The following is an 11869-nucleotide window of genomic DNA, read 5'->3' on the forward strand; positions in this document are numbered from 1 at the left end:
CATGAGTAAATCAGATGTTTGCCCCGTTTGCGGAGAGGGTTCACTGACTCCGCAAGTTGAGATGATTGCTGCGGAACATCGCGAGGTCTCTAGAGAAATCGAAAGTCATTACTCTGTGTGTGATGGCTGCGGCTCTGAGCAAGCCGGACCTTTAGAGCTCCGTGCCAACAAGCGCACGATGGTAGCGTTTAAGAAGCAGGTTGATGGCTTGCTGACAGGAGCTCAAGTCCGGGCCCTGCGCGAGCGCTTGGGTGTCAACCAGAGTGAGGCGGCTAAAATTTTTGGTGGTGGACCGGTCGCTTTTTCTAAGTATGAGAGTGACGACGTCAGTCAATCTGAGGCAATGGACAAGTTACTTCGTCTTGCGGATGAATTGCCTGAGGCGTTTGCCGTTTTGGCTTTCAAGGCCGACGTATCATCAGTTAAACCGGATGGGTTGTGGGTGACGGTAGACTCTGCGGCCAACTTGGGCCGTGTAATTACTCGAAAAAAAAGATCAAAACTGCATGTTGTTTCGTCCTCTGTCCATGAAGAGCCGAGGAAATATGCATGACAATTTCCGCTACGCTCCAAGACGCAATCGACAACCTTAAGCTCCAGGATGTCTATCTTCGGGACACCTTTTCTCGCTGCCACGATGATTTCGATCCCAAATACCCCGGAGATCTGGAAACGCTGAAAATTCAGCAAATGCACGCAATCCGCCAAACAACGATTGCTGACGTCGAGAACAATGGGAAGCTGGTGCGCGTTTTCGTACGTCTTGGTGTGCGCTGGGCCACTCCAGGTGATGCCCAAGAAGAACCGGAGGTTTTTGCGAATATCGAAGCGGAGTTCATCGCGGAATACGCCCTCGATAAAGAAATCGAGCAAACGTGCATTGATGAGTTTGCCGTTCAGAACGCAAGCCTTCACGTATGGCCTTATTGGCGAGAGTTTCTGGCATCCCAATGTGAGCGCCTGCGCTTGCCACGCATTGTTCTTCCTACTTGGCAGCTACCTCACCACCGTCGGGAAGAAAGTCCTGGGCACTAAATTCTCATCCTTTTATTGAGTTATTATGCTAAACAAATCCTTTTCTCCCTGGCCTTCTTTCACTGAAGAAGAGGCCGATGCAGTACGTGATGTACTTCTCTCCAATAAAGTCAATTACTGGACCGGCCAGGAATGTCGCGAGTTTGAGAAGGAATTTGCTACCTTTTCTGACAGCGAGTTCGCCATCGCGCTTGCCAACGGCACGGTTGCTCTCGATTTGATTCTTCAGGGCTTGGGCGTCGGCGGGGTGATGAAGTAGTGGTGACGTCGCGGACATTTTTGGCGTCGGTTTCGAGTATTGTGATGGCCGGTGCCACGCCGGTGTTTGCGGATGTAGATTTAGATTCTCAGAACGTGACGGCTGAAACCATTGCCGCTGTGGTTACGCCCAAAACCCGGGCGATTATTTGTGTTCACTTGGCCGGTTGGCCCTGTGACATGGATCCGATTATGGAATTGGCCAAGCAGCACGATCTTTTTGTGATAGAAGATTGCGCTCAGGCCCATGGTGCTATGTATAAGGGCCGCTCTGTTGGTTCAATTGGGCACGCCGGCGCATGGTCATTTTGTCAGGATAAGATTATGACGACTGGCGGTGAGGGCGGTGTTGTCACCTGTAACGACCGTGATTTGTGGTCGCGTATGTGGTCGTTTAAGGACCATGGAAAAAGTTGGAGTGCGATCTACGAGCGCGAGCATCCGCCGGGATTTCGTTGGTTGCACGAGAGTTTCGGCACCAACTGGCGTATGACAGAAATGCAGGGTGTACTTGGCCGAATTCAGCTGACCCGCATGGCTGACTGGCGCAGTGCTCGGCAGGCAAATGCTCAGGCCATCTGGGACACCGCGAGCAGCTTACCGGGTTTACGCGTACCGCAAGTTCCGGACGAGTTGGAGCACGCCGCCTATAAGTGCTACGTGTTCGTGGAGCCAGAGACGTTAGCCGATGGCTGGAATCGCGATCGTATTTTGGGTGCTATTGTAGAAGCAGGTGTGCCGTGTTTCTCCGGTTCATGCTCGGAGGTTTATCTGGAGAAGGCTTTTGATAACACAGGTTGGCGCCCGGAACTGCCTTTACCGGTTGCTCACGAGATTGGTGAGACCAGCTTGATGTTTTTGGTGCATCCAACGCTGACGAAGGCGGAAATTGAGAAGACTTGCCGGGTATTAGCGGCCGTCATGGAGCAAGCCGTGAGTGACCATGTTTAATTCGTTTCTGCGACTTTCTCGCTTCAAAAAGCGCGTAATCTCTCTGTTTGTGGATTTTTTCGCCCTTTCTTTTGCGCTCTGGGCCTCTTTTGCGTTGCGCCTCGACGTGGCCTTGTGGGAACCAAACAGAGCTCAGTTGCTGATATCACTGCTTACCGTGGTGTTTACGCTGGGTGTGTTCGTTCGGCTTGGTTTGTATCGTGCTGTTATTCGATACATGAGTGACCGGGCTTTCATAACCATCATCACCGGCGTTGCGGCCTCGACGTTGTTGCTGGTGTTACTTAGCTATGGTTTGAACGTGTTTGTTCCCCGTTCTGTTCCGGTGATCTACGCCGCGCTGGCGTTAATTTTTGTGGGTGGGAGCCGTATGAGTATGCGCATGTTGGTGCAGTACTCTTCCGGGCGTGATAAAGAGCGCGTGGCGATTATAGGTGCCGGTAAAACCGGTGTTCAGTTGGCCAAAGCGTTACAGCAGGGTGACGAATACCACCCTGTCATGTTTATCAGTCTGATACCTGCCAACCACAAAACCTTGATTGTGGGCTTGCCGGCGTTTGCGTTGAGCCATTTGGAAGAGGCGGTGCACAGCCATCGTGTCGAACGCTTGCTGCTGGCGGTGGATGCGGACATGGACGTCAATCGTCGCGAGTTGCTGACGCAGTTGGAAAAGCTGGAGTTGCCGGTACAAACCGTGCCGTCGTTTAGCGAAGTGATTGCCGGCCAGGCGCGCATTAATGACATTCGTGATCTGGAAATTGAAGACCTGCTGGGGCGCGACCCGGTGCGGCCAGACAACGCCCAGGTGGCTTCGTCGCTGTTTGATCGTTCGGTGATGGTAACCGGCGCCGGTGGCTCGATTGGTTCTGAGTTGTGCCGGCAGATTATTCGCCACCAGCCCAAGTGCCTGGTGCTGTTTGAGCAGTCTGAGTTTGCGTTGTACGCCATTGAGCGCGAGCTTCAGCAGATCAATCTCGTGGAAGGTCTGAACGTGTGTGTTCACCCATTGTTGGGCAGTGTGGTGCACCGCCGCCGTTGTGAAGCGGTAATGCGTTCGTTTGGGGTGCAAACGGTGTATCACGCGGCGGCTTACAAGCACGTGCCGCTGGTAGAGCACAATGTGATTGAAGGTGTGCAGAACAATGTGTTTGGCACATTGCACGCGGCCGAGGCGGCGGTTGCAGCGGGCGTTGAGTTGTTTGTGTTGATTTCTACCGATAAAGCGGTACGTTCCACCAACGTGATGGGCGCCAGTAAGCGTATGGCGGAGTTGGTGTTGCAGGGGCTGGCGCAGCGCCAGAGTGCGACGGCTTTCTCGATGGTGCGTTTTGGCAATGTGCTGGGCTCATCCGGTTCGGTGGTGCCCTTGTTCCGGGATCAGATTAGTAGCGGTGGCCCGGTGACGGTCACCCATCCGGACATTATTCGCTATTTCATGACCATTCCCGAAGCCAGCCAGCTGGTGCTGCAGGCCGGCAGTATGGGGCAGGGTGGCGAGGTGTTTGTGCTGGACATGGGCGAGCCGGTAAAAATTGCCGATTTGGCTCGCAAGATGATGCATTTGATGGGCCGCCGCGAAAGAACCGCCGAGCAGCCAGATGGCGAGATAGAGTTGGTGTTCAGTGGCCTGCGACCTGGTGAGAAATTATTTGAAGAGCTTTTGATTGGTGACGATCCACAAGGCACGGCACACCCGCGCATTATGATGGCCCGTGAAGTGTGTATGACCTGGCCTGAGGTGGCGGATACCATCAGGCAACTGCAATACGCCAGCCACGCCTTTGATTGTGAGGGTGTGGTTTCTATCCTGAAAACCGCTCCTACGGGTTTTGCGCCTAATGGCGGTGTTGAAGACCTGGTGTGGAATTTGAATCCGCGGCCGTTGGTGGCCGATAAAGCCGGTAAAGCCGGGACAGTCGATAAAGCCGGGACAGATTTGAAATCTGTCCCGAGGGCGGGAAAAGAGAAGCTGGGACAGATTTGAAATCTGTCCCGAGGAGGAAACTGAAGTAAAGCGGGGACAGATTTATAAATCTGTCCCCAGGGAGTAAAGCCAGCACCAAAGTGGGGACAGACTTTAAGTCTGTCCCCAGCCGGCTCTTGAAACCGGCAACAAGGAATTGTTCAGCCACCCGGAGTTTGTTCAGCAGTTGACGAAGGGTTTGCCCCGTTCGATGCGCTTGACACCGTTGAGTGGGGTCTTTGGCGTCGAGAATGCGGGCCACAGCTGGGAGGCTTTGCAGCAGGCAGTGGATCGGGTTGTGGCGATCATACAGTCGGACCCAAATAAGGATCGTGCCGACAGAATCATTACCCGCTGGCTCAAGCGCCATTTGCAGCGACTCGGGGCTGAAGTACACCTAGATCAGCTCAACAGTTTGGTGGAGGACAGAGATATGTTGGCAGAGAATCTGGAGAACTTGGTTAAGAAAGAACGGCTTGAAGGCATGCTGGCAGGGCGTCAAGAAGGTCGTCAAGAAGGTCGCCAAGAAGGTGAGCACATGAAGGCTGAACAAATCGCCCATAACCTGATCAACCGCACCGAAATGGATGATCAGATGATTGCAGAGATTGCTGGTTTGACGGTTGATGAAGTTAGTCGGTTAAGGTCAGAGGTCAAGCACTGACCGAAATTCAATGTGAATTACAAACATGACAAGGGCAGCCTATTGGCTGCCCTTGTTGTATCTATATGAATGGAACGGCTCTCAGGCTGCCACAAGGGGCGTTCCAGGATCCAGTGTGACACTTAGCTGGTAGTATTTATCAAGCGAGCCAGCGGCACGACGTAAGAATACATGGACAGGCACTCACTCCGTTTGTTGCCTTATAAAGCCCGATGACATTCTGGAAGCCCGGCGCACCGAGGACGCCGGCAGCACCCTGTGGCAGGTGTTTGGCCGCACCCAGGAAAACCTGTTCAAAGGCGGCTTACGCGGGCGCTCCACCAGCGGACGCGCCACCCGTACCCGCGCCATCAACAGCGTGACCGAAGATGTGCGCCTGAACCGTGCGCTGTGGAAGCTCACGGAACGCTTTGCCGAGTTAAAAGGCGCGGACCTGGTGACGTAACGCCAGGCTTGTTCACCGACGGACACCACCACTTTATTTGGAGACACACCATGAATGCACTGTTGAAGCCGCCTATTGCCGAACAAAATCACCCCGCTCAGCTTCATCCCAAACTCATCGCCGGGGAAACCTCCGGCACCTATCGTGTTGAAGGTGATGTCACCGATGCCCAACTGTTACACCTGGCCAAATTACTGGCCCGCCGCAAACGATCTGAGGAAAAATCTGACTGTGTGGATATTCGGCAAATAGCAGCGCTTTTAGACCGGTGTTTACAGCTGTAAGCTCACCTAAACATTCAGTCCACCTCACGCTCGCTTTCAGGGCGGCGTGGGGCAGGAGTGCGAAGGGACTCTTTTTTGCTTTTCTGGTTACAGGCTGACGGTCTGGCTCAGACGGCTCTCTAGCAGATCGACCGTGTGGTAAACTCAACAAAATGTCTGAAGAGAGTGGTTTATGCTGCTAGAACCGAGAGGTTACCCCGTGATTGAGCCTGGAACGGCGCTTGGCAAAGCTCTTGTAGAATTCTTTAGTGTACTGGAGCCCGTTTATGCAGATGGGACGATGGGAGTTTTTCAGGTGATCGTTTTCGGGGGCTGTGCGGTGCATATTCATACTCAGTCCAGAGGGAGTGCTGACGTGGATGCAGAGGTTGCTTCTCACGGCCGTGCTGACCGATCTGAGATTATTGGACTATTAGGCGACGATGCATACGTTTTTTTTGATGAGGAAGGTGTGTCCCAAATGTTGGAGCTGGACCTCAGCTTTAATACGACACTAGGCCCGCTGCATGAAGACTATGAAGATCGTGTGATTCGTTTAACGACGCAAAGTGATATTCCGAATGTCGAGGTTTACGTAGCCAGTCCAGTTGATGTGGCCATATCCAAACTAGGTCGCTTCGGAGACCGGGATCAGAAAGATATACAGTCCTTACTCAGGTTGCCGTTCGTGAATGTTAATGAATTCGAGCGACTGGCTCGTGAGGCCATTGGTTATTATGTCGGCAATAAAATGCCAGTATTGGGTAACTTGGAATCATCGCTGAAAGATTATCAGTGAGCAATTGGGGGGATGGCCATGTTGAATACACGAGAACTGCTCCGTCAAGTGGGTTCGCTTCCGCTGGACGCCAGGCTGGAGGACATCAAAGAACTGGCTGACGTAGTTTGGTATCAAGGCTATTTCCCCACCAAAACAGACTTGGAACTGCTGCGTCCCCGTCTCTCCCGAGAGGGATTCCAGCGGCTACTCTGTGTTTTGGAGTTACTGAGCCAGTATCCAGTCTGTCCGCGTGAGGGTGCACGGCATTTGCAGGAATTGACGCTGTATTTTCACCGATTGTTACTGGGTGGCGGTGGTCCCCTAGGGCAAGGGCGTTATTCGCCCAGTAAACGGTGGCAGATTAACGACCAAACCAGTGCTCTTAGAAAAGCCCTTCTGCCCATTCAAACAAGGACGTATGCGGATTCGACCGGGAAGAGGCATGGGCTCAGCGCTTAATGCGCTGGCGAAGAGTTCAACAGTAGCCCCCTTGAGCGGCGTGTTTGGTATTTGAGAGCGCCGGCCATAGCTGGGATAAAACGTCGCTGACAGGCACTCGTATTGGTCAGAAACCCGCATTTTTCCTTGGATTGAGCCTTTGTAATCTAAGAACTACACTGTGCTTACGCTCGATATTAAACAGACTGATACCTACCGAAAATTGGAGCGTAAAATCCGTGAATCGCGTGCCAAGGCACTGATTTCTTACCGCATCTTTCGGCTCGCCAATAACCTTGCAGGGGATGTAAAGTCGGTGGGGCAGGGCGTCAGCGAACTGCGCATCCACCATGGCCCTGGGTATCGTGTTTACTTCAAGCAGCGCGGTAATGAGGTGGTTATTTTGCTTTGTGGCGGGGATAAAAGCACCCAGCAAAGTGATATCGACACGGCGCAACGCTTAGCAGTTGAATGGGAGGGGTTATGAGCGACAATATTTATGACTACGATCCGGCGGCGGCGCTAGACAGCAAGGATGCCATTGCGATATTTCTTGCTGATGCACTGGAAACCGGTGATTCTGGCTACATCGCTAAGGCGATGGGGGTAGTGGCACGCGCCAAGGGTATGGCAGAGCTGGCACGTGAAACCGGCCTTTCCCGTGAACAGCTATACCGCTCATTCAGTGGGCAGGGCAACCCTACGCTGAAAACCATGCTTGCGGTAACGCGGGCGTTGGGCGTGGACTTGACGACTCGCCCACACCAAGAACCTGTAGTGGTGCAAAATTCCCAGGCGTGAGACCGGTTCAGCAAAAAAGGGTCGTCCGGGTACGCCGCTAGGCCACTCTTCGGCGTTCTTTGCGATAGTCGCCTCAAAAGCCGTGGCCCGCTCGCACAAACGTAACAAACGTATGGCGTCTAATCACGGTTGAAAAAGCGGGGACAGATTTGAAATCTGTCCCCGAGAACATCCAGTCCTACCTGCTGAAAATCCTGAGCGTGGTACAATAAAGCTTGCTGAGTCAGGAGGACGCATGGCAACGAATCACCACGACACCGGTTACAAGGAATTGTTCAGCCACCCGGAATTTGTACAACAGTTAGTTGAGGGGTTTGCTCCCTCTGAAATTGCCGGCCTAATGGATTTCAATACGCTCAAGAACCATAGTGGTAATTATATTACGCCGCTGTTCGAGGAGAAGTTCGAAGACGTCGTGTGGTCTGTTGAGATCACTTGGGAAGGCGTGCCTCAGCAGGTGTATTTGTATATTCTGCTGGAGTTTCAATCCCGGGTTGATCGCACTATGCCAATCCGGTTGATGCACTATGTGGCCTGTTTTTACGACCACCTGCTGAAGAACAAGGTGACAACACCAAAAGGTGGGTTGCCGCCAGTATTCCCTATCGTGCTTTACAATGGTTCGCAGCGCTGGACCGCAGAGCAGGATGTTTACGAGATGGTGCAGCCGGAACCTCCTGCTTTCTTGCGTGTCTATCAACCACACTTGCGGTATTACCTGGTGGATGAAGGACGTTATACTGATGAAGAGTTGGGCTTGCGCCAGACACCGTTGAGTGGGGTCTTTGGCGTCGAGAATGCCGGCCACAGCTGGGAGGCTTTGCAGCAGGCGGTGGATCGGGTTGTGGCGATCATACAGTCGGACCCAAATAAGGATCGTACCGACAGAATCATTACCCGCTGGCTCAAGCGCCATTTGCAGCGACTCGGGGCTGAAGTACACCTGGATCAGCTCAACAGTTTGGTGGAGGACAGAGATATGTTGGCAGAGAATTTGGAGAACTTGGTTAAGAAAGAACGGCTTGAAGGCATGCTGGCAGGGCGTCAAGAAGGTCGTCAAGAAGGTCGTCAAGAAGGGCGTCAAGAAGGTGAGCACATGAAGGCTGAGCAAATTGCCCGTAACCTGATTGCGATGGGTCTGCTGACCGATGCTCAAATTGCGACAGCTTCTGGCTTGTCCGATGATGAGGTCAAGGTACTTCGTAAAGAGCAGAAACACTGATAACTCTGCCATAGTCAGACGACGCGCGCATCGCGCCGCGCATGGACAGGCATCCCCTCCTTTCTCGGCGTTCTTTACGTCAAACGCATGGCGGACAGGCACTCATATTGGTCAGAAACCCGTATTTATTTTTGCATCGTGCCCTTGTAGTCGAAGAACTACACTGTGTTTATCCGCACATTCTACGGGGCCATCAGCCTCTACGTGCTATCATATTTTTTTGTTGCTCATGGCAAGAAGAGGTTTGTATGTACGCAATCGAGTTTGAAGCTGACATTCAGAATGGCGTCGTTAAAATTCCCCCGGAGTACGCTCGTCTCAGAAATATCCATGCCCGAGTGGTTGTGATGGTCGGGGAGTCAAAGGCGAATGCCGAGGTAATGGCGTTTTCCCGGCATTCAGCGAACGCTATCGAGGAATGGCAAGACGAGGCCGAGGACGATGTATGGACCTGACCCCAGGGGAGGTGTTGCTGTGTGAGTTCTATTTTTCGGACTTCCAGACTAGCAAACGTCGGCCAGTGATTGTGTTTAAAGATAACCTGCCGTTTGATGACTTTGTTGGCATACCGGTTAGCAGTCAGACTTTGCGGCTGCATGATGATGAATTTATTCTGGAGCCATCCGATATGGCGCTGGGAGCTTTGCCAAAGCGTTCGAAGATCATGGTTCGTAAAACGTTTGTTATTTCGCGGCAGGTCATTGTAAAAAAGTATGGTCAGTTGTCGGATGCGCGGTTTCAGCGGCTGCACGAAGATTTTTGCCATTTTTTCGGGTGCTGCTCATAAACAGGCAGCCCATGACCAATCTCATCTACCAGTGCCCTCCACAGCAACCCGCAAAGCCCTCCTGTGCAATATTCATCATTAGTCGTGGAAATATTGTCGTAAATATTGTCGTGGACAGGCACTTACTCTCCGCCGGTCAGCCCACCAGGACATTTACGAGATGGTGCAAAGTAGGGGACGGATTTGAAATCCGTCCCCAGTTTAGATCTGCAGCAGCCAACCACACCTTCGCTATTACCTGATTGACGAGGGGCGTTATACTGATGAGGAATTAGGCTTGCGCCAGACACCGTTGAGTGGCGTGTTCAGTGTCGAGAATGCGGGCCACAGCTGGAAGGCTTTGCAGCAGGCGGTGGATCGGGTTGTGGCGATCGTACAGTCGGACCCAAATAAGGATCGTACCGACAGAATCATTACCCGCTGGCTCAAGCGCCATTTGCAGCGACTTGGAGCTGAAGTACACCTGGATCAGCTCAACAGTTTGGTGGAGGACAGAGATATGTTGGCAGAGAACTTAGAGAATTTATTTAAGAAAGAACGGCTTGAAGGCATGTTGGCAGGGCGTCAAGAAGGTCGTCAAGAAGGTGAGCACATGAAGGCTGAACAAATCGCCCATAACCTGATCCACCGCACCGAAATGGATGATCAGATGATTGCAGAGATTGCTGGTTTGACGGTTGATGAAGTTAGTCGGTTAAGGTCAGAGGTCAAGCACTGACCGAAATTCAGTGTGAATTACAAACATGACAAGGGCAGCCTATTGGCTGCCCTTGCTGTATCTATGTAGAGGTAACCACGACGCATCAACGTATCCTGACGCATGCTCGTTTTTTCTGATTTTCATGGTAAGCAATGGGATGGACTCCTCCTCACTCACCATTTTGGCACACAGATGCCGGTTAGGTGAGGAGGAGTCCATCCCATTGCTTACGATGAACCGCTGTTGGATATATTGATTGAAATGGGGACAGATTTAAAATCTGTCCCCATCTTTTTGAGCAACAGGGGCGTTGCAATTACCTTACAGAGCAGTTCAAGCTTGTTTGTTCTCTTCGTAAACATCGATGCTCGCCCCTGACCAGGCACTGAGGTACCGCAGCGTGGTGCTTTTGGTACTCCAGCCACCGCGGAGCATGATTTTTTCCAACGGCACGCCTTTGTCCAACAAATCCAGGGCGGCTCCAACCCGAAGTGAGTGGCCGCTGAATCGTGGTAGGGCGCGTAGCCTGGCGCGATGCTGCAGGTCGACCAAAATCGGAATGATGGAGCCGGGCGTGAGGTGCTCTCCCACCGTGCCATCCTTTCCGACAGAGCGCAGAATATAGCCTTCTTCTTCACCGATGCGTTTTTTCCAGCGTTCGATCAGCTGATACAGCGTTTCGGAAATCGGGATCCAGGTGCCTTCGCCGTACTGATCGGTTTTGGAAAATCTTAACATCAGGGCATACTTACCTTTCGGCATCTTACGGACGTCTTCCAGCCGGAGCCGGCAGAGTTCTGCGCGCCGGCGCATGGTTTCGTAGCCCAGTTGTAGAATCAATTTGTCTCGAAGGCCTCTGGCAGAGCTGTTGCAGCGAGTTTTCATTTTGTCCATGTGCTCCCTGGTGAGTGGTTCAGCTTGTTTCTGGGCGCGACCGATCTGCCGGTGCATGCGCCTAAGGGCCAGCAGAACCTCCGGCTCATGGGTGGGATTGGGGTTTTTGGATAATGAGAAAATGCTCGAAAGCGAGTCTATTCGGCGTCGGATGGTTGAGCTTTTGAGCGTGGTTGCCATATCCTTGATGTAAGTGGCGAGATTCTCGGCGGTGGCAGGCATAATCTGCATGCCGTTGGCATTGCACCAGGATTCGTAATGCATCCAGTCGGATCGGTAGGCTCTGACTGTATTGTCTGAGAAGGCGCCATCGAATGAGGCGAGAAGTTCGTCGATCATGGTATTCTCTGCTCCTTTAACTAACCGGAATGATATAAATAATATCATAATTGTACACAATGATATCATCTTGTCAAATGCGAGCAGGGCGTGCGTTGCTTGGTTGGAATGCAATTGAGCTTGCTAAACACAGTGGCGTTGGAGTGGCGACAGTTCGGAGATATGAGCTTCAGAAAGGCATTCCTTCGGGTAATTCTCAAACGATGCATTCACTGCAACGAGCGATGGAGTCAGCCGGTATAGAATTCACTGGCGACCCCCTCGTAACCCCGGGCGTCACACTCCACCTGAACCATCCGCCCCACCAAACCGACGATTAGTCCTGTCC

The 11869-nt window shown here is 52.4% G+C and carries 14 protein-coding genes and 1 pseudogene; 14 read left to right on the top strand and 1 reads right to left on the bottom strand.

Features of this window, described 5'->3' with window-relative positions; all coding sequences use genetic code 11:
• The first annotated feature begins 1 nt into the window (after nucleotide 1).
• The 14 genes and pseudogenes from CPH80_RS00290 to CPH80_RS00360 all read left to right on the top strand — a co-directional run bounded on the left by CPH80_RS00290 (nucleotide 2) and on the right by CPH80_RS00360 (nucleotide 10326).
• Nucleotides 2-553, top strand: coding sequence for a type II toxin-antitoxin system MqsA family antitoxin (locus CPH80_RS00290; RefSeq protein ID WP_096275102.1), 552 nt, complete (start codon nucleotides 2-4; stop codon nucleotides 551-553).
• Entirely contained in the window at nucleotides 550-1035 is a 486-nt protein-coding gene (locus tag CPH80_RS00295) for a preprotein translocase subunit SecB (RefSeq protein WP_096275103.1), read from the top strand. The genes CPH80_RS00290 and CPH80_RS00295 overlap by 4 nt, the downstream gene beginning before the upstream one ends.
• A 25-nt stretch (nucleotides 1036-1060) precedes the next feature.
• Nucleotides 1061-2244 (top strand): annotated as a pseudogene (locus CPH80_RS00300) (DegT/DnrJ/EryC1/StrS family aminotransferase).
• Nucleotides 2237-4228, top strand: a complete 1992-nt coding sequence (locus tag CPH80_RS00305; protein ID WP_096275104.1) for a nucleoside-diphosphate sugar epimerase/dehydratase — start codon at nucleotides 2237-2239, stop codon at nucleotides 4226-4228. The pseudogene CPH80_RS00300 and the gene CPH80_RS00305 overlap by 8 nt, the downstream one beginning before the upstream one ends.
• Nucleotides 4229-4418: 190 nt before the next feature.
• The gene (locus CPH80_RS00310) at nucleotides 4419-4871 is read left to right on the top strand and encodes a hypothetical protein (protein ID WP_096281277.1); all 453 of its coding nucleotides are present in this window, start codon (nucleotides 4419-4421) and stop codon (nucleotides 4869-4871) included.
• Nucleotides 4872-5136: 265 nt separating this feature from the next.
• Nucleotides 5137-5316 carry a hypothetical protein gene (locus tag CPH80_RS00315; protein ID WP_018405031.1) on the top strand — a complete coding sequence of 60 codons (180 nt, stop codon included), beginning with the start codon at nucleotides 5137-5139 and terminating at the stop codon, nucleotides 5314-5316.
• A gap of 50 nt (nucleotides 5317-5366) precedes the next feature.
• Nucleotides 5367-5600, top strand: coding sequence for a hypothetical protein (locus CPH80_RS00320; protein ID WP_018405030.1), 234 nt, complete (start codon nucleotides 5367-5369; stop codon nucleotides 5598-5600).
• 172 nt (nucleotides 5601-5772) lie between these two features.
• Entirely contained in the window at nucleotides 5773-6378 is a 606-nt protein-coding gene (locus CPH80_RS00325) for a DUF6036 family nucleotidyltransferase (RefSeq protein ID WP_018405029.1), read from the top strand.
• A gap of 601 nt (nucleotides 6379-6979) precedes the next feature.
• Complete coding sequence (locus tag CPH80_RS00335) at nucleotides 6980-7285, top strand: type II toxin-antitoxin system RelE/ParE family toxin (RefSeq protein ID WP_096275105.1); 306 nt, start codon at nucleotides 6980-6982, stop codon at nucleotides 7283-7285.
• The gene (locus CPH80_RS00340; protein ID WP_096275106.1) at nucleotides 7282-7599 is read left to right on the top strand and encodes an addiction module antidote protein; all 318 of its coding nucleotides are present in this window, start codon (nucleotides 7282-7284) and stop codon (nucleotides 7597-7599) included. Before CPH80_RS00335 ends, CPH80_RS00340 begins: the two co-directional genes overlap by 4 nt.
• 235 nt (nucleotides 7600-7834) lie before the next feature.
• Entirely contained in the window at nucleotides 7835-8821 is a 987-nt protein-coding gene (locus CPH80_RS00345; protein WP_096275107.1) for an Rpn family recombination-promoting nuclease/putative transposase, read from the top strand.
• Between the two features lie 248 nt (nucleotides 8822-9069).
• Nucleotides 9070-9276: a hypothetical protein gene (locus CPH80_RS00350; protein WP_007351631.1), complete on the top strand. Its 207-nt coding sequence runs from the start codon at nucleotides 9070-9072 to the stop codon at nucleotides 9274-9276.
• Nucleotides 9267-9608 (top strand): type II toxin-antitoxin system PemK/MazF family toxin, encoded by a 342-nt coding sequence (locus tag CPH80_RS00355; protein WP_007351632.1) that lies wholly within the window; start codon nucleotides 9267-9269, stop codon nucleotides 9606-9608. Before CPH80_RS00350 ends, CPH80_RS00355 begins: the two co-directional genes overlap by 10 nt.
• 277 nt (nucleotides 9609-9885) lie before the next feature.
• The gene (locus tag CPH80_RS00360; RefSeq protein ID WP_096275108.1) at nucleotides 9886-10326 is read left to right on the top strand and encodes a hypothetical protein; all 441 of its coding nucleotides are present in this window, start codon (nucleotides 9886-9888) and stop codon (nucleotides 10324-10326) included.
• Between the two features lie 315 nt (nucleotides 10327-10641).
• Here the strand turns inward: CPH80_RS00360 and CPH80_RS00365 are convergent, their stop codons facing one another.
• A complete protein-coding gene (locus tag CPH80_RS00365; protein WP_096275109.1) occupies nucleotides 10642-11541 on the bottom strand; it encodes a tyrosine-type recombinase/integrase in 900 nt (299 codons plus the stop codon).
• Nucleotides 11542-11869 lie beyond the last annotated feature (328 nt).

Source organism: Marinobacter sp. LV10R510-11A (assembly GCF_900215155.1).
In the GTDB taxonomy this organism is placed as follows: domain Bacteria; phylum Pseudomonadota; class Gammaproteobacteria; order Pseudomonadales; family Oleiphilaceae; genus Marinobacter.

Bases quoted from the DNA above. Each gene is read 5' to 3' on its own strand.
- CPH80_RS00290 (WP_096275102.1), top strand. From the start codon at position 2: ATGAGTAAATCAGATGTTTGCCCCGTTTGCGGAGAGGGTTCACTGACT.
- CPH80_RS00295 (WP_096275103.1), top strand. From the start codon at position 550: ATGACAATTTCCGCTACGCTCCAAGACGCAATCGACAACCTTAAGCTC.
- CPH80_RS00305 (WP_096275104.1), top strand. From the start codon at position 2,237: ATGTTTAATTCGTTTCTGCGACTTTCTCGCTTCAAAAAGCGCGTAATC.
- CPH80_RS00310 (WP_096281277.1), top strand. From the start codon at position 4,419: ATGCGCTTGACACCGTTGAGTGGGGTCTTTGGCGTCGAGAATGCGGGC.
- CPH80_RS00320 (WP_018405030.1), top strand. From the start codon at position 5,367: ATGAATGCACTGTTGAAGCCGCCTATTGCCGAACAAAATCACCCCGCT.
- CPH80_RS00325 (WP_018405029.1), top strand. From the start codon at position 5,773: ATGCTGCTAGAACCGAGAGGTTACCCCGTGATTGAGCCTGGAACGGCG.
- CPH80_RS00340 (WP_096275106.1), top strand. From the start codon at position 7,282: ATGAGCGACAATATTTATGACTACGATCCGGCGGCGGCGCTAGACAGC.
- CPH80_RS00345 (WP_096275107.1), top strand. From the start codon at position 7,835: ATGGCAACGAATCACCACGACACCGGTTACAAGGAATTGTTCAGCCAC.
- CPH80_RS00350 (WP_007351631.1), top strand. From the start codon at position 9,070: ATGTACGCAATCGAGTTTGAAGCTGACATTCAGAATGGCGTCGTTAAA.
- CPH80_RS00355 (WP_007351632.1), top strand. From the start codon at position 9,267: ATGGACCTGACCCCAGGGGAGGTGTTGCTGTGTGAGTTCTATTTTTCG.
- CPH80_RS00365 (WP_096275109.1), bottom strand. From the start codon at position 11,541: ATGATCGACGAACTTCTCGCCTCATTCGATGGCGCCTTCTCAGACAAT.